The following is a 20119-nucleotide window of genomic DNA, read 5'->3' as shown; positions in this document are numbered from 1 at the left end:
CTTGGGCGCAAAACACCCCGGAGGCGGTAAGCCCCCGGGGTGCGCGGTGTGCAAGGGTTACTTGGCGGAGCGTTCGAACTTGCGCAGCAGCGCGTTGCCGCGCTCGGCAGCGGTGTTCAGTGCCTCATCGGCGGACTTGTCACCGGCCCAGAGCGCTTCCAGCTCCTCGTTGATCACGTCGCGGATCTGCACGAAGTTGCCAAAGCGGATCCCGCGGGAGTTCGGCGTCGGCTCGTTCAGGCTCAGCTGCTGGATCGCGGTGTCGGTGCCGGGGTTCTCATCGTAGAAGCCCTGCTCCTTGCTCAGCTCGTAAGCGGCGGTGGTGATCGGAACATAGCCGGTCTCCTGATGCCACCAGGCCTGCACCTCAGGCGAGGAGAGGTAGGTCATGAACTTGGCCAGACCTTTGTATTCCTCGGCCTCGTGACCGGACAGCGCCCAGAGTGTGGCACCGCCGATGATAGAGTTCTGCGGCGCGTCGGCGATCTTGGTGTCCAGCGGCAGCATAGTCTGGCCGAATTCGAACTTGGCCTGCTCCTTGATCGAGCCGTAATAGGCCGAGGAGTTCATCCACATGCCGCATTCGCCATTGGTGAACAGCGGCAGGCTGTCGCCGCGGCGGCCGCCATATTTGAACAGGTTGCCTTCGCTCATCGACGCGATGTCATCCAGCCGTGCCGCGACCTTCTCGTTGTTGAACTCCAGCTCGGTGTCGAACCCGGCAAATCCGTTCTCCTTACTGCCCAGCGGGATGTCGTGCCAGGCGGAGAAGTTCTCCAGCATCACCCAGGACTGCCAGCCGAAGGACAGCCCGCACTCCATGCCGGAGTCGACCAGCGCCTGCGCGGCGGCCTTCACCTCGTCCCAGGTCTTCGGCGGCTCGACGCCCGCAGCCTTCAGCGCGTCGGCGTTGTACCACAGCACCGGGGTGGAGCTGTTGAAGGGCATCGACAGAAGCTCGCCCTCGGGGGTCTGGTAGTAGGAGATCACCGCCGGCAGGTAGTCGGATTTGTCGAAATCCTCGCCCGCGTCCTTCATCATCTGCTCGACCGGGACGATCGCGCCCTTGGCGGCCATCATGGTGGCGGTGCCGACCTCGAAGACCTGCACCAGATGCGGCTGCTCGCCCGCGCGGAAGGCGGCGACGGCGGCGGTCATGGTTTCGGTGTAGTTGCCCTTGTAGCTGGGCACGATCTTGTAGTCGGACTGGCTGGCGTTGAAATCCGCCGCGATCTTGTCGATCCGCTCGCCGTTGGTGCCGCCCATGGCGTGCCACCACTGCAGCTCGGTCTCCGCGGTTGCCATGCCGGCAGTCACGCCCAGCGCCAACACGCTGGCAATTGCATTCTTGGAAATGGTCACGATGTCTCTCCCTCGCGTTTATGCCGGGGAGCATTTGGCAGGTAGATTTATAATTCAAGTGAAAATTTCATGACAGCTTCATAACAAAATGCTATGCGCAAGCGGAATCGAGCATGAAAATTGAGCGTGCAAAGCGGGAGAGTGCCTTGAAATTCACCTTGCGGCAGTTGGAAGCCTTCCGCACCGTGGCGGAGACCGGCAGCATCACCAAGGCAGCCGGGAAGCTGGGGGTGTCGCAGCCCGCGGTCAGCCGGCTGATTTCGGATTTCGCCGCCTCGATGGATCTGGAGCTGTTCCAGCGCCGCCGCGGCATCCTGGAGCCTACCAGCGAGTCCCGGCACCTGCTGGCGGAGGTGCGGCGCATCCTTGGCGGGCTCGACCACCTCGAAGACCTGCGCCGCGACCTGAAGGAGCGCACCGGCGGCCATATCCGGGTGGCCTGCCTTCCCGGGTTCGCCACCAGCCACCTGCCCCGGGTACTGGCCGGTTTCCTGAAGGACCGCCCCGGCGTGACCGTGACCCTGGAGCCGGACCGTCCCGAGCGCATCCTGGAGTGGATCATCGGCGAGCAGTACGATTGCGGCATCACCGACGGTTTCTCCGGCCACCCGGCGACGGAGAGCCGGGATATCTTCATCCGCTCGGTCTGCATCCTGCCGCAGGGCCATCCGCTGGCGGAGAAATCCGCAATCACCCCGCTGGACCTCGCGGGCGAGAAGATCATCCACACCCGCCGCGACAGCCGCTTTTATCATCGCCTGTCGCGCGCCTTTGCCGCCGAAAACGTCGAGATCAACAGCCTGGTCGAGGTGCGCCAGTTCACCGCCGCCTGCACGCTGGTGCAGGAGGGGCTCGGCGCCTCGGTGGTGAGTGCCTTGGACGCCGAGGGCTTCCGCGGCACGGGCATCGCGATCCGGCCCTTCGAGCCGCAGATCCACCACCGGATCACCATCCTGCACCCCAGCTCGGTCAGCGTGCCGCCGGTGGTGCGGGATTTCATGGATGTCTTTACCGACAGCCTCGCGCCCTTCGTGGCGGAGGGCGAGGCGGGGGCCTGAGCCCTCGCGCGGCCCGCCTGCCTCAGCCGGCTTCCCGCTCCTGCTTACGGGCCAGCTTGGCCGCAAGGTTGAGGCCGACACCGGGCCGCGACCAGGGGCAGACGGCGATGCAGATGCCGCAGCCGTGGGTCTGGTTGAAGAACGGCAGGCAGCTGTCGAAATCCACATACCACTTGTCTTCGCCGCGCACGGTCTGCTTGTCCGGTGCGATGGCTTCCGGCGGGCAGGCGTCCTCGCAGATCCGGCAATTGGCGCAGAAGCCGTCGATACCGTGTTCTTGCGGCGGAGTGGGGGCAAAGGGCGCATCGGTCAGCACCGCGGAGAGGCGGAAGCTGGCGCCGAGTTCGGGGTTGATGATGGAGCCGTGTTTGCCCAGCTCGCCAAAGCCGCAAGTGATCGCGGCCGGGATCAGCGTGATGGCAGCCGACATCGGCCCGGTCACCGGCTCCGCCGCCCAGCCCTGCTGCCGCAGCCAGCCCGCCACCGTCTTGGCAGCCCCCGCAGCGCGGCCGTACTGGCGGATGACCTCGGCCCCGGCCTCGGGCTCCGGCGCCTTGGCGATTTCCACGTAGTCATGCTGCACGCCGAGCACGATGATCCGCGATTGCGTGACCTCCTGGCCCTCGAACACCCAAGCCTCCTGCATGTCCGCCACCCCGGCCATCTCGCAGACGCCGGTGGCGGCAAACGCCTGCAGGGCCGCGGTCCACTGGTCCGCGTTGCGCTCTACCCGCTCTGCGGCGAGGGGCAGGAGATCCTGCTCCAGGATCTCCTGCCGCGCCTGCCGTGCCGCGGTCAGCGCTGGATGGTCCGGTGCCACGGAATAGAACCAGCGCTGCATCCGCCCATGCGGGATCTGGTCCGGGTCGGGCGCCCAATAGACGTGCCGGGGCCGCCGCCGCGCCGCCTCGCCCAGCCCGTTGACCGCATTGCCCGAGACCCCGGGCGCCAGCTGCATCTGTTCCGGGTCGGGGTGGAATGGCCGGTATGGGGAGGGTCTGGGCATGGCCTGCCTTGCAACTGCTGGAGGTGACAGGCGCCAGCCTAGCAGCAGGCGCGGCGCGCGCAACTATGGGCCAGAAACGGCTGAGCGGGACGCACAGCGCCCCGCTTGCCACTGTCCGGCTGCCGCAGTCAGCCCGCCAGCCGGTCCTGCGCGAACGCCTGGGGCGTCCAATGGTCCCCTGCCCCGCCCGGCGCTGCCGCGATCGCGCCCGCCTTCTGCGAGGGTTTGAAGCTTGCCACCAGCTCCGCCAGTTCGGCCGCCGCCTGCTTCAGCGTCTGGCCTTGCTCGCTGGAGCGCTCCACCATGCTGGCGTTCTGCTGGGTGACCCGGTCCAGCTCGGTCACGCCCGAATTGATCTCGCTGATGGTCGACGCCTGCTCGCGCGAGGAGGCCGCGATCTGCACCGCCAGTTCCGACACCTGCTGGATCTTCTCGATGATTGTGCCGATCGCCTGGCCCGCTTCATCCACCAGTCCCACGCCAACTTTCACCTTGTCCGAGCTAGCATCGATCAGACCCTTGATCTCATTGGCGGAATTGGTGGAGGCCAGGGCCAGGTTGCGCACCTCCGAGGCGACGACGGCAAATCCGCGGCCGAACTCGCCCGCCCGCGCGGCCTCGACGCCCGCGTTCAGCGCCAGAAGGTTGGTCTGGAAGGAAATGCCCTCGATCACGTCGTTGATTTCCGAGATCCGGGAGGCCGATTCATCGATCTCCCGCATCGCATCAACCGCGCGCTGCACGATTTCGCCGCAGCGCAGCACCTCCGAGCGGGTGTCGGAGACAGTATGCTCTACGTCAGAGGTCTGCTGGGTTGCGGCCTGCACGTTGGTGGTGATCTGATCGAGCGCCGCCGCGGTCTGTTCCAGCGTCGCGGCCTGGGTTTCGGTGCGGCGCGACAGGTCGTCCGTGCCCTGCGCCATCTGCGCCGTCTGGTCCTCGATCTGGCCGATAGTCACCAGAACCCGGCCGATCAGGTCATCCAGCGATTCCGCGGTCTTGTTGAAGTCCGAGCGCAGGGTCACGTATTCCTCGCTCATGTCCCGGTTGATCCGGTGCGACAGCAGGCCCTGGGCCAGGTTATTTAGGCCGCTGGCCAGTTCCTGCACCACCGCGGCCTGCTCCTTGGCGGCCTCACGCGACTGCACTTCCAGCGCGGCATTGGCGCGCGTTGCCTGAATGAATTCGCCTACGGCACCGGCCAGGCGGCCCAGCTCGTCACGGCGGCGCGCCTCCGGCACCGGGCTGTCCATGTCACCGTCGCGCAGGGCGCCGATACGGGCGATGATCTTGTCCAGCGGCCGGGTGACCGAGGCGGCGGAGAAGAACACGATGAGGGCCACCACAAGGATGACCGCCAGGCTGATCGCGGCCGATTGCAGGTAGAGCGACTGGATCGTCGCCTGCACCCGGCCGTTGTGGAAGCCCATGACAATCTGCGCCACCTCGCCGCCCTCTTCGTGGGTGACGGGGAATTTCACATAGGCAAGCTGGTCGGTCTCCAGGCTGAACTCGGGCTGTTCCGCCGCCAGCAGGTCCGCGACCGGTGCCACCCATTCTGCGCGGCGGCTGTCATCAACAAAGACCTCGGCGAAGGTGTCCCCCTCAACCAAAACCTGTGCAAAGAGCGCATCCTGCATTTCCGTCACGCCCATGAGCGCGCCCTCGGCGCCTTCACTGTCGAAATCCCAGACCGCGGCCGCCACCGGCGGCGCCACGAAAGTTTGCGCTAGGTTCACTTCGCTTTCAAAGGCTTCGAGCAGCGCCTTGCTGTGTTTTGACGCCCAGAAGACAGTATAGGCCGCATTCGACAGAACGATACAGGCGATGATCGGCAGCAGCAGCCGCTTCTTGATCGTCATCGCGAACAACTGTTTGGTCAGGCGTCTCATAATCCGCTCCAGATTGATAGTGGCCATGCCCGGACCGGGCAGGCAGGGACCGCGCGGCGGCCCGGGCCGCCGGCAGGATGCCGCGGCCCGGGTGCCCCTTTGGTTGAGCCGGGCGCCCGGCCAACCGGGCGCGGCGTCAGTAGGACATGTAGTTGTCGGCTAGCGCACCGCGGTACTTGTCGGTCCAGCGGGTGTTGATCTCCGCAATTGTGCCGTTGGACTCCAGTTCCGAGAAGCAGCGGTCGAAGTCCGCCGCCATGGCCGGATCGCGGAAGCTCATGCCGTATGGCGTCGGCTCGAAGATGGCACGGAACTCGATCGGCTGGCCGGCGTCGACACCGGCCGCGCTGCCCGCTTCCTGCAGCTGGCGGGCAAATTCGGCAAACAGCATGCCGTCGCCCAGAATGCCGTCCACGCGCTTGCCGTACAGCAGCTTGCTCTGGGTCTCCTGATCGGCCATTTCGCGGTAGGACTTGAAGTTGCCGGTCTGGCCCGACAGGCCCGGGATGATGTTGGAGGCGCCTTCAAAGGCCACGATCTTCATGCCCTTCAGGTCTTCCAGCGCGCCCACCTCGGCGCCCGAGGCGCGCAGGAAGGACACGCCGTTCTGGTAGGAGACGTAAGGCGCGGTCTGCTCGCCCGCCATCGGCATTCCCACCGGCACCGTGGCCACCGCATCGCCCGCGCCGCCTTCGAAGGATTGCCAGTGGCGGGTGAAGGGCTGGATGGTGAATTTCGCGCTGTGGCCGCACTGCTCCAGCGTGGCCGAGATGATCTCGGCCTCGCGGCCCGAGCCGTCCTTGTTCACCATGGGCGGCAGGTCACCAACCAGAACCTCGACCTCTGCGGCGAAGGCTTGGGTGGAAAACGCCGCAGCCGTGGCGCAAAGAAGCGCTGCGAAAGAAATCTTCATTCTGTATTGCTCCCGAAGTTGTCTTCGGAGACAGGCTAATTGCGGTGTGTTAATTGTCCGTGACCGGCCGTTTACGGTTCTTTGCCGGTGTGTTCCGAGCCGGAGTGGAAGCTGGAAACTATGCTTCCTGGCAAGCCGCACAAACCGGTCCGGCCGCGGGCGGCGCAACCAGAGGGACAGATACTCGCCTTTGCTGGCAACGACTTATCCCGCGCCCCTTGTGACTTGAGGCTGGGGACCAAGTTGCTCTTCCAGCCGCAGCTGCCCAACCACCGCCGGAGCGCGCGCCTTTGCTTCGCGCAGTTTTCTTGCGCAACAACCTGCGCAAAGTGATTCTTTTTTTGCGTCGCCGCAAAAAGACCCGCAAGGGGCGCGCGCAGGCCGCGGTCCTCGGGCCAGCCCAGCGCCGCTCGCGGCCCCCTTCCCCAACTCCAGCGCAGACAGCGCGGGCACCGGCACAAACTCGGCATAGCTGTGGGGGACAATGGTGAACTGGCGCTGGGCCTCCGCCGGGTCGAATTGCTGCTGCCCCTCCACTGCCTCCTCCAGGGTAGCCAGCGCTTCGAAGATGCCGGGGGGCCAGCTGCTCGGCCAAGGGCGTCGGCCGCATGCCGTAGCGCTCGCGGATGAACAGCGGATCGCGCAGGAGGGTCCGCAGCCGTTTCAGCGCGTTCGCGCGCGCCAGCTGGGTGATGCACACCCGCTCTGCCGCGCGGCCCAAGTTGCGCTCTTCCATCAGGGTCCGGAACACGGGCCGAAGGTTCAGGTCATGCCGCCTCCGGACATAATGACGATCAATGTCTGAGGTGAAAGAAGTAAATTTGAGGAGTATGACGGTTTCCCCATCTTCGCCGCAAACCACAATTGGCCGATAGGACGCCGGAAATGTCCAAGATCCTCTATGTTCTCACCAGCCACGTCCGCAGGCTGAACGGTAAAGCAACCGGCCTCTGGCTGGAGGAGCAAGCGGTGCCCTGTCTCGCCCTGGCCGGAGCCGGGCACCAAGTGACGGTGGGCCCGGTGGCAGGCGGCACCGTGCCGGCCGACGCCAAGAGCGCGCCGTTGATGGCGCGGAGAAGGTGCCGTTCCTGCTGGAAACCCGGCTGATCGCCGGCCGGAGCCCCCAGTCTTCAGGCGCCGTGGCAGACCTGCCGCTGCAACTGCTCTGAGGCGCGCCAGCCAGGCCGCGGCGGGTTGCAGCGGCCGGAAACTGACACTGTGACCGTCCTGCACCGCAGGGGGGCCGCTGCGGCTTGCGGCAGGCCGGGTGGCCCGCCATACTCCGGCCCGGGCCGCGTATTGCCGCGGCACCTGCCGCAGGAGACGCCGCCATGAGAACAGCCCCGGGCCGCCGGACCGGTCCTATCCCCCGCCAGGCCGGCGCCTCCGCGCCGGCCGCCCGCCGCCGTCTCCGGTAGCGCCGCCGCGTATGCAGGACACTCCCTCCGCCCCGCCCGCTGCCGCCTATCGCTCCGCACCGGCTGCCGAAAAGGCGCCCGATCCGGTTCAGGAGGGTTTCGGGCAGGCCCTCGCCGCGGCGTCGGTTCTCGTCATCGACGACGAGCCGGGCATGCGCAACTTCCTCTCCAAGGCGCTGGCCGGCCATTGCGCGCGCGTCGATGCCACTGCCGACACCGTCGAGGCTGCGGCGCTGCTGGATGCCAACAGTTATGACATCGTGCTCCTAGACAACGTGATGCCCCGGCAGAAGGGTGTCGACTGGCTGCAGGAGCAGCGCCGCATCGGGCTGTTTTCCGACGTGATCCTGATGACCGCCTTTGCCGACCTGGAGACCGCGATTGCCGCGATCCGAGCGGGGGCGTCCGACTTCCTGCTGAAGCCCTTCCGGGTCAACCAGCTGCTGAACGCGATTTCCCAATGCCTCGCCCGAACCCGGCTGCAGCGGCAGAACGCGGTGCTGCGCCACGAGCTGGAGGCGGGCAAGGACCTGTTGCACCACCGCAACGCGCTGCTTGGCGCCTCGGCAGCGATCCAGTCGGTGCGCCAGGCCATCGGCCGCGCAGCGGCGGCGGCCTCTCATGTGGTGATCCGCGGCGAGGCCGGATCGGGCAAGCAGATCGCCGCACGAATGCTGCACAGCCGCTCGCAGCGGGCCGGGCACGCCTTTGTCTGGCTGCAATGCAAGGGCATGAGCGAGACCGCCTTCCAGGCCCGGCTGTTCGGACGCATCGGTGCGGAGGCGCACGCGCCTGAGCCCGGCCAGCCGCAGGACGGGATGCTGCAGGACGCTGCGGGCGGCATGCTCTACCTCGAGGACGTCGACCTGCTGCCGCCGGCTTGCCAGAACATCCTGGTGGAACTGCTGACCACCGGCCGCTTCCGCCCGATCGGCGCCGGCCGCAGCATCCCTCTGAACGTGCGCATCATCTGCTCCTGCCTGCGCCCCCTGCAACAGGCGGTGGAGGAGCGCAGCTTCCGCGCCGATCTCTACTACCTTCTGAACGTGATCGAGATCGTGCAGCCGCCCTTGCGCGAGCGCGGCGAGGACGTGCTGGAACTGACGGCGTTCTTCGCGGACACCCTGTCCGCCCGCCTGGGGCTGGCCCCGCCTGCCCTGCCGTCCGAGGCACGGCGGCGGCTGCTGGCGCACAGCTGGCCCGGCAACGTGATGGAACTGCGCAACACGGTGGAGCGGGCGCTGATCGAGGGCAGCTACAGCGAGGCACTTGGCACGCCCGCAGGCAGCGGCGAGACCGAAAGCCTGGCCGCGGTGGAGCAGCGCCATATCCTCGCCACGCTGGAAGCTTGCGGCGGCAATCGCGCCGCGGCGGCGCGCCGCCTCGGGATCGCGCGCAAGACCATCGACCGCAAGTGCCGGGCCTGGGGTCTGTGACGGCGGTGCCTTCGGTCCGGCTGCGGCTTCTGGTGCTGGCGCTGCTGCCGCTGGTGGTGCTGCTGCCGCTGTTGCTGGGCGTGACCATGCTGCGCTGGATCGGCAAGTATGACGAGCTGCTGTTTGCCAAAGTGGCGAGCGATCTGCGGGTGGCAGAGCAGTATTTCGGCCGCATTGAAGCCACCCAGGCGGCTGAGGTCGCAGCCCTTGCGCAATCGGTGCGTTTTGCCCAGGCACGGGCTGCGGGCGGGGAAGCGCTGGCCGGTTTCCTTGCCGCGGAGCAGGCAGCGCTTGGGCTGGACTTCCTCGTCTATGCCGACCCGGCGGACGGCACCATGCCCGCCGCGCTGCGCCGGGCGGCGGCGGCCGCGGCAGAGGGCGGTGCCCGGGCCGGGCTTGCCGTCTTTGAGGCGCACGATCTCTCCCGCCTGTCGCCCGCGCTGGCCAGGCAGGCGGTCCTGCCGCTGGTCCCCACTGAGGCCGCCCGCAGCCTCGGCCGGGAGACTGAGACCCGCGGACTGGTGCTGCTGGCCGCCCACGCCGATGCGGGCCGCGCAGAGGTGCTCGCGGGCGGCCGCCTGCTCAATCGCAACCTCGGCGTGATCGACCGGATGAACGCGCTGATCTACCCGGACGGCACCGCGCCCGACAGCCGCACCGGCACCACCACGCTGTTCGTCGACGATGTCCGCATCTCCACCAACGTGCGCCTGTTTGCCGGTGCCCGGGCGCTTGGCACGCGGGTGTCGGAGGCGGTCTGGCGCCAGGTCATGCAGCAGGGCCAGCCCTGGCTCGACCGCGCCTTTGTGGTGAACGACTGGTATATTTCCGGCTACGTGCCGCTAACGGATATCAACGGCATCCGGGTCGGCATGCTCTATACTGGTTTCCTGGAGGCGCCTTTCACCGCCCAGCGCAACGCCACGATCCTGTCGCTGATCGGCGCCTTTCTCGCGGTGCTGGCGCTGTCTATCCCGATCTTCCTGCGCCTTGCCCGCGGCGTCTTTGCGCCGCTGGAGAAGATGACGGCGACGATGGAACTGGCTGAGAAAGGCGCGCTCGATGCCCGCATCGGCCCGGTCGGCACCCGCGACGAGATCGGCGCGGTGGCGCGCCATCTGGACCGGCTGCTGGACCAGGTGCAGGAGCGTGACGACGCGCTGCGCAACTACGCCGAAAACCTCAACAGCCTGGTGGAGACCCGCACCGTCGAACTGCGCGAGGCCAACCGCAAGCTGGAAAGCACCTTCGCGCAGCTGGTGATGTCGGAGAAGCTCGCCTCGATCGGCGAGATCACCGCGGGCGTCGCGCATGAGATCAACAACCCGGTGGCGGTAATTCAGGGCAACCTGGAGATCCTGCGCATGAGCCTTGGCCCCGGGGATCAGGCGGCGCTGAAGACCGAGCTGGACCTGATCGACCAGCAGACCCACCGCATCAACATCATTGTCGGCAAGCTGCTGAACTTCACCCGGCCGGGCGAGATGTCGGACCTCACCACCCTGGCCGACCCGGAGGCCGCGGTTGCGGATGCGCTGGTGCTGGTCGCCGCCGACCTGCGCAACCAGGGCATCGAGGTGGTCCGCCGCCACAGCCCCGCCCCGCCGATCCGCATCGTGGAGACGGAGCTGCAGCAGGTGCTGGTGAACCTGATGATCAACGCAGCCCAGGCGATGGCCGATGGCGGCACCCTCACCATCGAAACGGGCGCCGGGGACCGCGGCGGCACGCCCGGCAGCTGCATCCTCTTGCGCGACACAGGCCCCGGCATTCCGCCCGACCGGCTAGGCAGCATCTTCGATCCCTTCTACACCAGCAAACCGGCGCAGGGCACCGGCCTGGGCCTGTCGATCAGCCAGGCGCTGGTGTCAAGGGCGGGCGGATTGATCACCGCCGGCAGCGAAGACGGCCAGGGTGCAACATTTGTGATCTGGTGCCCGGCCGGGGACATTCCGCCGCAAACCCCCGCCTGAATGCCGCAAATAGTGGACATTTTGTCCCCTCCGCCCAGCCGCGGGGTGGGAGTTTTGGGACATTCCGGCCTTTCTGCAGTGCAGCGAACATCTGTCAAGCAATTGATATAAAACAATAATCACTATTGACCGCAAGCGGCATCCAAGTCCAAACCGAAAAAGCCATGCTGCCGGCCAAAGGCGACAAGACCAAAAGACGGCGGCGCAACCGGGGGCGAGGAGGCCCCCGTGCAATTCGGAGGAAAGCTAATGTCATACTCAGCAGCCGGTCCCCTGGGGTTCCTGCGCAAGGAAAACATCGTCGCGCCGGACGGCTTCAACCGCTGGCGGGTGCCGCCTGCCTCGATCGCCATCCACCTGTGCATCGGGTCGGTCTACGCCTGGTCGGTGTTCAACCCGCCGCTGACCCGCGAGCTGGGCGTGGCGGCCTCCGCCGCGGGCGACTGGTCGCTGTCCTCGGTGGTGTGGATCTTCTCGGTCGCGATCGTGGTGCTCGGTCTGACTGCCGCAGTGGGCGGCAAGTGGCTTGAGAAGGTCGGCCCGCGCTATGTCGGCGTGGTGGCCGCGGCGCTGTGGGGCGGCGGCTTCGTGGTGGGCTCGCTGGGCATCGCCAGCCATCAGCTCTGGCTCGTCTACCTCGGCTACGGGGTACTGGGCGGCGCCGGGCTCGGGCTGGGCTATGTCTCGCCGGTCTCCACCCTGATCCGCTGGTTCCCCGACCGCCGCGGCATGGCCACCGGCATGGCGATCATGGGTTTTGGCGGCGGCGCCATGATCGGCGCGCCGCTGAACCAGTGGCTGCTGTCCGCCTTCCAGAAGGCACCCGACTACCTCGGCGCCGAAAGCGCGGTGACGCTGTTCACCGAGGGCGGCCGCCGCTTTGCGGAAACCGCGGCGGGCAGTGCCGAGGTGGTGGTTGCCTCTGCCCAGCAGGCCGCGGCCTTCGGCGGCGAGGCCGGGGTCTATGTGGTCGGCACCGGCAACACCGGCGCCGCGGCCACCTTCCTCACCCTGGGCATCGTCTATTTCTGCGTCATGGTGATTGCCGCCTTTCAGTACCGCGTCCCGCGCGACGGCTGGAAACCCGAGGGCTGGGAGCCGAAACCCTCGGCCAAGCGCATGGTGACCCAGAACCACGTGCATATCGATCAGGCGATGAAGACACCGCAGTTCTGGCTCTTGTGGGTGGTGCTCTGCTTCAACGTGACTGCGGGCATTGGTGTGATCGGCGTTGCCAAGACGATGATCAACGAGATCTTCGGCGACCTCGTCCTGGTGACCGCGGCCTTTGCCGGCACCTACGTGCTCATGATTTCCGTCTTCAACATGGTGGGCCGGTTCTTCTGGGCCTCGACTTCGGACTTCATCGGCCGCAAGAACACCTACCACTGCTTCTTCGTGCTGGGCACGCTGCTTTATTGCACCATTCCGTTTTGGGCGGCGTCCGGCGGCGTCACCGCGCTGGTCGGCTTCTACATCGCAACCATGATCATCTTCACGATGTACGGCGGCGGCTTTGCCACCATTCCGGCGTATCTCGCGGATATCTTCGGCACTATGCACGTCGGCGGCATCCACGGCCGCCTGCTCACCGCCTGGTCCGCGGCCGGCGTGCTCGGGCCATTCGCCATCACCTATCTGCGCAACCTGTCGAAGGAGGGCGCGATTGCCGATCTGGCCGCGCAGATCGACCCGGCCGCCTTCGCCGCGAAGTTCGGCGCGCCGGTTTCGCAGCTGAATGAGCTGGCGGCAGCCAACACCGTGACCATCGCCAAGCTGATGGAGATCGCCCCGGCCGGCACTGCGGACCCGACGGCGACGCTCTACAACACCACGATGTACTGCATGGCGGCGCTTCTGGTGATTGCCTTCTTCGCCAACCTGCTGGTCCGCCCGGTGCGCGACAGGCACCACGTGGAGAACACCCACGGCGCAGGCGCGGTGCCCGCCGAATAAGCCCCCTCCCGCCGCCGCGACCCCATGCGGCGGCGGGATCAACCCCGGCCCCGGCTCCCGTTCCTGCGCCGGGTCCCGCGGGAACGATCAGGCCGCTCCCCCGTTACCCTTACATGGCCGCCGCACCCAGGCTGCGGCCGTCGCAGGACGAAGGCGCGGGGCCCATGTGGAACTGGATGCATGAAAACTCGACCACCCTGCAGGTGCTGGTCAGCCTGCTGAGCACCGGTGTGTGGATTGCCTACCTGCATGTCTTCCTGTCCAGCTACCGCCGCCAGACCCGCTCCAGCCTGCTGATCAGCCGCGAAGGGGCACGTGGGCTGAAGGGGCGCTGCGTGATCTCCAACATGGGCTCGGAGCCTGCCTTTCTGATGGATGTGCTGGCCGAGTTCGAAACCGCAGACACGCGGTTCACCGCCAGCGTGATTGACCGCTCCGAGCTGCAGGAGAACGAGGACGGAAACAGCGTCGGCGTGTCCGCGCAAGGCCCGATGCTGAGCGGCAGCCACGTGGATATCGGCGCCTTCGAGGATATCCTCTCCCGCGCCAAGCAGAAGTTTCACTCCCAGGATTTCACCAGCGAGATCAGCAATATGCGGCTGATCGCCATCGCCGCCACCAGCCAGGCCCGCGATCTGGCTGCCGCGTGCCGCTGCTTCGAGTTCGTTTTCGACAGCCAAGGACAGGTGAGCCGCATCCGGCCGCTGGATATCTCCGCCGAGCAGATCCGCTCCCGCCGCAAGCGCAAGAAACTGCGCACCCTGCTGGAACAGATGCAGCGGGATGAGGTCATGGATGAGCCGGTCAGCGACGACCTGATCGGGAGCCGGCACGGACCCGACTGGTAAGGCTCCTCCGGCCGCTTCCGGCCCGCGGCGGAACGCCTCGCCTCCAGACCGCCCCAACTTTCGCGACAAGAGAACTGGGAGAAAATAGGCCTCCCGAGCGCGTCAGCCTGGCGCGCCGCAACAAGCAAGACACACCGCCGTACCGGCGCGGTGCGTGAGCCAGCGATTTCCCGCCCCCCTCCCCGCCGCCACAGCGCGGCGGGCCGATGACTGGAGAGACCTGGGGGACTGGGGGACTGGGGGGCCGTTGGGTGTTGCAGAGTTGCCTCCGGCTTTCGATGATAATTTGCGCTTCACGAAGCGAGTAGAAGATCTCCCCATTCAACCATTCGTCCCGCATTCGTCTGTTAAAACTCTCGCAGTACCCGTGTTCCCAAAGGGATCCTGGTTCGATGCAGGATATCCTTGCCCCAACGGCCTTGATCCAATCCCTGACGGCCTCCGTCATTAACTCCGGGCCATAGCACGCCGGGAAGATTAGCCGCTGAGAGGTTATGGCCACGCGCGCAGCCCTCAAATCGCGCAGCGGGCGGCCGGAACCGGGTCTCAGGGCTTCACAGTGGTTTTGCGTAAAGCACACCGCTGAGGAGACCGGCTATGACCGCTTTTGATACTACCGTGTCGACCTTATTGGTCGCCATCGACAATTCCAAACACCGCCACGAAGTGCTGATTGGCACTCCCGGCAAGAAGCGGAAGCGTCGCATGACCATCACCAACTCCCTGGGCGATTTTCAACGTTTGGCGGCGGTTCTTTCCGGTTACGGCCTGCCCGGTGCCGCGGCCGGCCCGCTGGCATGGAATCATCTGCTCCCTCCGCACCCGGAAGCCATGATCCCAAACCCCCGGGAAAGCTCGCGCAGAAGTATCGTGGAGGGCATGCCGCCGGTGCGGGATAAAGCTGCTGTAGAGTTCGGTGCGTTATAGGCCTGCATTTGGGCGGACCTTTTCTGGCACTTCGATGCTACGCCAGATTTTCCGCCCGTCGCGGCTGTCGAAGAGCTGAAGTTTGCGTCATTTGGCATCTTTGCTGGTTAATGCGAGCCGTCAATCTGGCCGAGCGCAAGCTCTGCCACGCTGTGCAATACATCAGTGGTTGCGCCATCGCGGGCCTGCGCGGCAAGCCCTTGAATCAGTACCGAAAGGTATTTCGCCAACAGATTCGGATCGGTGGCCGCAGGCATGTCTCCATCCTCGATGCCGCGCCGGATCCGGCCAGCAACCATTGCCTCGCTGGCTTGCCTGTATCCGGCGAGCAGATCCTGCGCGCCCGTGCTGCCTTTGCCGCAATTGGTTGCTGCACTGACAAGAAAACAGCCTTTGGGTCTCTCCTTTGTGGAAAAGGCCTCGATGGCCTCAGACACATACCGGCGCAGTGCCCTAGCAGCCGTTGCTTCCTCGTCAAGGGCGAGGGGGGCGTAGGCTGCAACACTCTGCGCATAATGGGCGGCGCACCGTTCGAAGAGCGCCTGTTTGTTGCCGAAGGCCGCGTAGATGCTAGGGGGATTCAACCCCATGGCGGCACTGAGATCGGCCATGGACGTGGCTTCATAACCCCGCTCCCAAAATAGCAGCATCGCCTGTTCAATCGCGTGGCCGGTGTCAAAGGATCTTTGCCGCCCCAAGGTCGCCTCCGTTTTATTTATCGATCATTACATAAAGCGCTTGACCCGGCAAGCGGCCCATTATTTAACGTTCACTACAGAAAAGTGGAGGCACGGATGAAAGCTGCAATCATAGAAACCTATGGCGGAACAGATGTGTTCAGGATGGCAGACCTGCCGCGCCCCGAGCCCAGGCCTGGAGAGGTGCTGATCCGCGTCCGCGCATCCAGCGTGAACCCGGTGGATGCGGGTGTCCGGTCAGGGAAGATTCTGCCCGATAACCCGGCCCAGTTCCCGATGATCCTGGGCTGGGATGCAGCGGGCACGGTCGAAGCGCTTGGCCCGGAAACGGAGGGGTTTGCCCGCGGCGACCGGGTGATGGCGATATCGCCTCAGCCGGGATCACTGGTGGGCACCCATGCGGAATTTGCCGCGCTGCCAGCCACCCAGGTTGTGAAAATTGCGGATGCGGTTTCCTTCGCTTGTGCCGCTGCGGCACCTTTGATCGGCAGCACAGCACTGGCCGCCTTTCAGGCGCTGGATCTGCCGCCGGGCGCCCGCGTCCTGATCAACAACCCCAAGGGGGCGGTTGGCGCAATAGCCGCGACAATCGCGCCGCTGCTGGGGTTTGAACTGGCTGCCCCGGATGCGGAGCAGGTGGACGGGGCCATTGACGTGCGCGGCCGCGGGCACGCGCGGCGGGCTTTTGCTGCGGTGAAGGACGGCGGCGCCTATGCAACCATTGTTCCGGAATGGTGGAAGCCGGGCGGGGTCTTCACCGCATCGCGGGGGATCACTCCGGTGACGGTTCAGAACCCCGCCAATCAGCAGGTTCTGCTGCCTTTGGCGGACTGGCTGGCCCGGGGCGCCCTAGCCCCGGAGATCGAAGATATCCTGCCGCTTGACCGGATCGCAGAGGCGCACCGCAGGCTGGAAACGCCCGGACATACGGGTAAGTTCGTCTTGGACCATACCTGCTGATACCTGCCGGGAGTGGAACAGGCGGGATCGCCCTCGCCTGTTCCTGCCTAGGCGTTTCCGGCGTTCCCAGGACCACCCCGCATCTATCCGGACGCAATGCGCAACCGGTCAGCACCGCACGCTGTGCTGCGCCGTGACAGAAGCTGCCCCTGCCAGACACCGCTGCGCATCCGCCATGAGGTTCGCGAGAATGTCGCTGGCAGGCGGCGCCGAGCTGATCAGGCCGATGCCCTCGCCGGCAAAGGCAGTTGCAACATCCGGATCGCCAGCATCCTGAGCTGCGGCCCATTTTGCCGCTTCAGCGCCTGCCTCCAGCTTCAAGGCCTCTTCGGAGCCGTGCCATTTCCGGATGAAGGGATTGCGCAATACGCGGCCGTTGTAGCGGCCGGGCCAGTCGATACCGCGGACCACATCCACCACCTGCGTGCGGATGGTGTCGTCACCCGTCGCGGCCAGCGCACGTTCAAGAATGCGCGGATGCACCAGCGCCTCATGCGAGGCCCAGAACCGCGTGCCGATCACGGCCCCATCCGCGTCCAGCATCAGGGCCGCCGCCAGACCGCGCCCGTCGGTGATGCCGCCTGCCGCACAGAGCAGAGCCTGGTTGTTCCGGCGCGCGATTTCGTCCGCAATCTCGGGGATCAGCGCAATGGTGCCGCGTGCCTCGCCATGGCCGCCGGCGTCCGCTCCCTGGGCGACAATGATCTCTGCGCCGCAATCCAGCGCCTGCCGCGCATCGCGCAGGGTCTGGACCTGGCAGATAAGCGGCACATGGGCGTTCCGGATAGCAGGCGCAAATGGCGCCGGATTGCCAAAGGACAGGAACAGCGCCGCTGGATCGCGCTCCAGCACCCGGTCCAGCAAGTGCGGCTGTTCCGCAAGCTTCCAGGTGATCAGCCCGCAGCCCACGCGGGCGCCCGCGGCGATGTCGAACTGCTGGCCGATCCACGCGGCGTCTCCGTAGGCGCCCCCGATCATGCCCAGCCCGCCCGCGCTGGAGACGGCGCGTGCCAGCGCCCCGCCCGCAGCAAAGGCCATCGGCGCCTGGATCACCGGGCAGGTGATCCCCAGCGCCTCTGTCAGCCGCGTCCTCATTGCGCCTGCTTCCGGTACTCCTGCACCGGCAGGCCGCCAACGCCCCAATCCTCCATCGCGACCTCGTCGATCACCACAAAGGTTGTCGCCGGGTTCTTGCCCAGGACGTCCTGCAACAGACCGGTGACCCCGGTGATCAGCTGCGCCTTTTGGTCTGCACTCGGGCCGGTGCCGTCAGGGCCGCCTTCGCGGGTCACTTTGATATTCACATAAGGCATCGGTCAGTTTTTTCTCTGAACATATGAGAACACTTTTGCAACGATGCGCCATTCGGCGCCGTGGCGGACAAGGATGAGAAGGTCGCGGAAGTCCCGTCCCATCATGGTCATCCTGGCGCTGACACGGGCCAGCCGGTCGCTGGCAAAGGCAATCTCCAGGATCTCCTCTTCCCGCGGGTCACCCCGCTTGGCCGGCGGCTCGCGCCCCTCCACGCGGGCCATGTAGGTCTCAAGATCGAAGTAAAGCTCATCGCCTTCGGTGGCGCAGATGTAGGCCAGCTGCGGGTGAAAGACCCGGCGCAGCATGGCGCTGTCGGCGTGATGGAGGCCTTCGAAATAGGCCTCCATCAGTGCGCCGACCACTTTGTGATCGGCTGGTGTCATTGGATCAGCCCTTCTGCGCGCATGGCGGCCTGAGCCGACGGGCGGGCAGCACTGCGGCTGACAAAGGCGGCCAGATTGGGCCAGCGGGCCAGGTCGATGCCGGTGAAATTCGCCCAGTTCGAGACCACGAACAGATAGGCGTCTGCGACCGAGAACTGGCCGGCAACCAGCCACTCGCGGCCATCCTCCAGCTGCGCCTCGATCAGGTCGAACTTGCCCGCAACTGCCGTGCGCGCTTCGCCTATGCCGGCCTCGGACATACCCTCACGGAACAGCGGGCCAAAGGCCTTGTGCAGCTCGGTCCCGATCCAGTTGAGCTGCTCTTGCATCCGGACCCGGGCCAAGGTGCCGGCTGCCGGCGCCAGACCTGCCTCCGGGTTGCTGTCCGCGATATGCTGCAAAACAGCGGCCCCTTCTGTCAGAACGCTGCCGTCGTCCAGACCCAGAGCGGGAACATAACCCTTGGGGTTGATCGCCCGGTAGTCCGCGCCGCTTTCGGTCCGGCCAGCCGCGGTATCGACGGCTTCGATTTCAAACGGACGGCCGGTTTCATGCAGCGCGATATGGCTGGCCAAGGGGCAGGCACCGGGTTTGTAATAGAGTTTCATCACGATCTCCTGTATTGAGCGATGCCCTCTGACTACGCCTTAATATGATTGATTGATAATATTGTGTCCTCACATTTATGATTAGTAAAATTGATCATATGGGGTTCCATGAAACACGACCAGCTCATTGCTCTGGAGGCAATCGTTTCCACCGGCACCTTCCGCGGCGCGGCGGAGCGGCTGCACAAATCACAGTCCGCCATCAGCCACACAATCCGCCAGCTGGAAGAGGAGCTGGAACTGGAGCTGTTCAGCCGCGCGGCCTACCGGCCCTCGCTCACACCGGCAGGTAAAATCTTCTACCGCGAGGCCTCCCGGGTGCTGCGGCAGATGCAGGGGCTCAGAACCACTGCGGCCCGTCTGCGCGCCCGCGAGGAGCCGGAGCTGAGCATAGCCGTCAGCGCAACAATGGATCTGGACACTTTGCTGCCGGCGCTTGCAGACACCGGGCGGCGCCACCCGGCCACCCACCTCCGGCTGCGGATGGAGATGATGGGCGGTCCGATTGCCCGGCTGATGGACGGCAAAGCGGATATCGTCCTCGCCTCCCTTGACGGCGTGCCGCTGGACGATGTGGAGGCAGAGCCGGTTGCGGAGGTGACAATCCGGCCAGTGGCCAGCCCCGGGCTGAACCTCCCGGCCGGCTCTCGCGCCATTTCGGCGTCCGAAATGCAAAGCCATGTTCAGGTGGTCACCGCCGGCTCTGGCGGCGCTGCGCATGAACAGAGCCGCGATTTGCTGCCTGGCGGACTGAAATGGACCGTTTCCGATCTCACCGCCAAGAAAAAGGTGATCCTCGCCGGGCTCGGCTGGGGCGGCCTGCCTGACCATATGACGGAGGAGGAGCGGCAGTCCGGGGCTTTGCTTTCGCTGAATCTGGAAAGGTTCCCGGTTCGCCGAACGATGATTTTCAAGATGAGGCGCAGGGACCAGCCAGCCGGGTTGGTCGCCCGTGAGCTTTGGGAAAAGATCGGAACTGCTGAACTGAAGTAGTGCAGGAAATGCTCAGCACCGCGGCCGTGCCGGGCTCCAATCCGCCTGGCGGCGATGCAGCACATGAATTTCCGCCCAGAAGCATCGCATCCGGCCGCAGGGCTGCCGTCAATGACGGCAAAGCGGCCCTTACGCGGCACTGGTTCCGCATTCACTTTAACCGGCCGGGGCCGCACACCGGGCGTATTCCGTTGAAAAACTCCTTCTTGATTGAGGTGCCCGCGGCTGATTCAATTCCCTCATTGGGTGGGAGGATCGGCGATGATGGGACCGCGGCAGGAAGCGCAGCCGGCGCTGTTTTACGAGTTTTCGCTTGAGGATCATGTCCCGCAGGACCACCTTCTTCGCTCCATCGACCGGTTTGTGGATCTGTC

Annotated in this window: 18 protein-coding genes and 2 pseudogenes; 9 read left to right on the top strand and 11 right to left on the bottom strand. The window is 65.8% G+C overall.

The features are described from left to right. Positions 1-57: 57 nt before the first annotated feature. Complete coding sequence (ugpB, locus tag ACOHX0_RS10575; protein ID WP_420676647.1) at positions 58-1362, bottom strand: sn-glycerol-3-phosphate ABC transporter substrate-binding protein UgpB; 1305 nt, start codon at positions 1360-1362, stop codon at positions 58-60. A gap of 146 nt (positions 1363-1508) precedes the next feature. Between ugpB and ACOHX0_RS10570 the strand changes: the two genes are divergently transcribed. After that, positions 1509-2420 (top strand): LysR substrate-binding domain-containing protein, encoded by a 912-nt coding sequence (locus tag ACOHX0_RS10570; protein ID WP_420676646.1) that lies wholly within the window; start codon positions 1509-1511, stop codon positions 2418-2420. A 22-nt stretch (positions 2421-2442) separates the two neighbouring features. Here ACOHX0_RS10570 and ACOHX0_RS10565 read toward each other — a convergent pair whose 3' ends face one another. From ACOHX0_RS10565 to ACOHX0_RS10550, 4 genes are all read right to left on the bottom strand, one after another. Beyond that, positions 2443-3426, bottom strand: a complete 984-nt coding sequence (locus ACOHX0_RS10565) for a 4Fe-4S dicluster domain-containing protein (RefSeq protein WP_420676645.1) — start codon at positions 3424-3426, stop codon at positions 2443-2445. A 128-nt stretch (positions 3427-3554) separates the two neighbouring features. Next, entirely contained in the window at positions 3555-5318 is a 1764-nt protein-coding gene (locus ACOHX0_RS10560; protein ID WP_420676644.1) for a methyl-accepting chemotaxis protein, read from the bottom strand. A 136-nt stretch (positions 5319-5454) separates the two neighbouring features. Next, positions 5455-6231 carry a substrate-binding periplasmic protein gene (locus ACOHX0_RS10555; protein ID WP_420676643.1) on the bottom strand — a complete coding sequence of 259 codons (777 nt, stop codon included), beginning with the start codon at positions 6229-6231 and terminating at the stop codon, positions 5455-5457. A 118-nt stretch (positions 6232-6349) separates the two neighbouring features. Continuing rightward, positions 6350-6982 (bottom strand): helix-turn-helix domain-containing protein, encoded by a 633-nt coding sequence (locus ACOHX0_RS10550; protein ID WP_420676753.1) that lies wholly within the window; start codon positions 6980-6982, stop codon positions 6350-6352. Positions 6983-7116: 134 nt separating this feature from the next. Between ACOHX0_RS10550 and ACOHX0_RS10545 the strand changes: the two genes are divergently transcribed. From ACOHX0_RS10545 to ACOHX0_RS10525, 5 genes are all read left to right on the top strand, one after another. After that, the gene (locus ACOHX0_RS10545; RefSeq protein WP_420676642.1) at positions 7117-7338 is read left to right on the top strand and encodes a type 1 glutamine amidotransferase family protein; all 222 of its coding nucleotides are present in this window, start codon (positions 7117-7119) and stop codon (positions 7336-7338) included. A gap of 322 nt (positions 7339-7660) precedes the next feature. Next, a complete protein-coding gene (locus ACOHX0_RS10540; RefSeq protein WP_420676641.1) occupies positions 7661-9085 on the top strand; it encodes a sigma-54-dependent transcriptional regulator in 1425 nt (474 codons plus the stop codon). Beyond that, the gene (locus ACOHX0_RS10535) at positions 9082-11058 is read left to right on the top strand and encodes a sensor histidine kinase (RefSeq protein WP_420676640.1); all 1977 of its coding nucleotides are present in this window, start codon (positions 9082-9084) and stop codon (positions 11056-11058) included. Before ACOHX0_RS10540 ends, ACOHX0_RS10535 begins: the two co-directional genes overlap by 4 nt. A gap of 249 nt (positions 11059-11307) precedes the next feature. Then, on the top strand, positions 11308-13014 hold the full coding sequence (locus tag ACOHX0_RS10530) for an OFA family MFS transporter (protein WP_420676639.1): 1707 nt from the start codon (positions 11308-11310) through the stop codon (positions 13012-13014). Positions 13015-13178: 164 nt separating this feature from the next. Continuing rightward, on the top strand, positions 13179-13862 hold the full coding sequence (locus tag ACOHX0_RS10525; protein WP_420676638.1) for a hypothetical protein: 684 nt from the start codon (positions 13179-13181) through the stop codon (positions 13860-13862). Positions 13863-14082: 220 nt separating this feature from the next. Here the strand turns inward: ACOHX0_RS10525 and ACOHX0_RS10520 are convergent. Beyond that, positions 14083-14322, bottom strand: a pseudogene (locus tag ACOHX0_RS10520) (integrase core domain-containing protein); the annotation flags it as partial. A gap of 137 nt (positions 14323-14459) precedes the next feature. Here ACOHX0_RS10520 and ACOHX0_RS21900 point away from each other — a divergent pair. Further along, positions 14460-14636 (top strand): annotated as a pseudogene (locus ACOHX0_RS21900) (IS110 family transposase); the annotation flags it as partial. 260 nt (positions 14637-14896) lie between these two features. On the opposite strand, the gene ACOHX0_RS10510 reads toward ACOHX0_RS21900, so the two are convergent. Then, positions 14897-15439 carry a TetR/AcrR family transcriptional regulator gene (locus ACOHX0_RS10510; protein WP_420676752.1) on the bottom strand — a complete coding sequence of 181 codons (543 nt, stop codon included), beginning with the start codon at positions 15437-15439 and terminating at the stop codon, positions 14897-14899. 144 nt (positions 15440-15583) lie between these two features. On the opposite strand from ACOHX0_RS10510, the gene ACOHX0_RS10505 reads away from it, so the two are divergent. Then, the gene (locus tag ACOHX0_RS10505) at positions 15584-16447 is read left to right on the top strand and encodes an NADP-dependent oxidoreductase (protein WP_420676636.1); all 864 of its coding nucleotides are present in this window, start codon (positions 15584-15586) and stop codon (positions 16445-16447) included. Between the two features lie 108 nt (positions 16448-16555). On the opposite strand, the gene ACOHX0_RS10500 is transcribed toward ACOHX0_RS10505, so the two are convergent. The 4 genes from ACOHX0_RS10500 to gstA are packed head-to-tail and all read right to left on the bottom strand — an operon-like array spanning position 16556 to position 18752. Next, positions 16556-17542, bottom strand: coding sequence for an NAD(P)H-dependent flavin oxidoreductase (locus tag ACOHX0_RS10500; RefSeq protein WP_420676635.1), 987 nt, complete (start codon positions 17540-17542; stop codon positions 16556-16558). Then, positions 17539-17760, bottom strand: a complete 222-nt coding sequence (locus ACOHX0_RS10495; protein WP_420676634.1) for a tautomerase family protein — start codon at positions 17758-17760, stop codon at positions 17539-17541. Before ACOHX0_RS10495 ends, ACOHX0_RS10500 begins: the two co-directional genes overlap by 4 nt. A 3-nt stretch (positions 17761-17763) precedes the next feature. Beyond that, entirely contained in the window at positions 17764-18144 is a 381-nt protein-coding gene (locus ACOHX0_RS10490) for a nuclear transport factor 2 family protein (protein WP_420676633.1), read from the bottom strand. Continuing rightward, complete coding sequence (gene gstA, locus ACOHX0_RS10485; RefSeq protein ID WP_420676632.1) at positions 18141-18752, bottom strand: glutathione transferase GstA; 612 nt, start codon at positions 18750-18752, stop codon at positions 18141-18143. The genes ACOHX0_RS10490 and gstA overlap by 4 nt, the downstream gene beginning before the upstream one ends. 108 nt (positions 18753-18860) lie before the next feature. Here gstA and ACOHX0_RS10480 point away from each other — a divergent pair, with 108 nt between their 5' ends. Next, positions 18861-19745, top strand: coding sequence for a LysR family transcriptional regulator (locus ACOHX0_RS10480; protein ID WP_420676631.1), 885 nt, complete (start codon positions 18861-18863; stop codon positions 19743-19745). Positions 19746-20119: the final 374 nt, after the last annotated feature.

It is taken from the genome of Cribrihabitans pelagius (assembly GCF_048820915.1).
GTDB lineage: Bacteria > Pseudomonadota > Alphaproteobacteria > Rhodobacterales > Rhodobacteraceae > Cribrihabitans_A > Cribrihabitans_A pelagius.
This window is presented reverse-complemented; position numbering and strand designations above follow the sequence as displayed.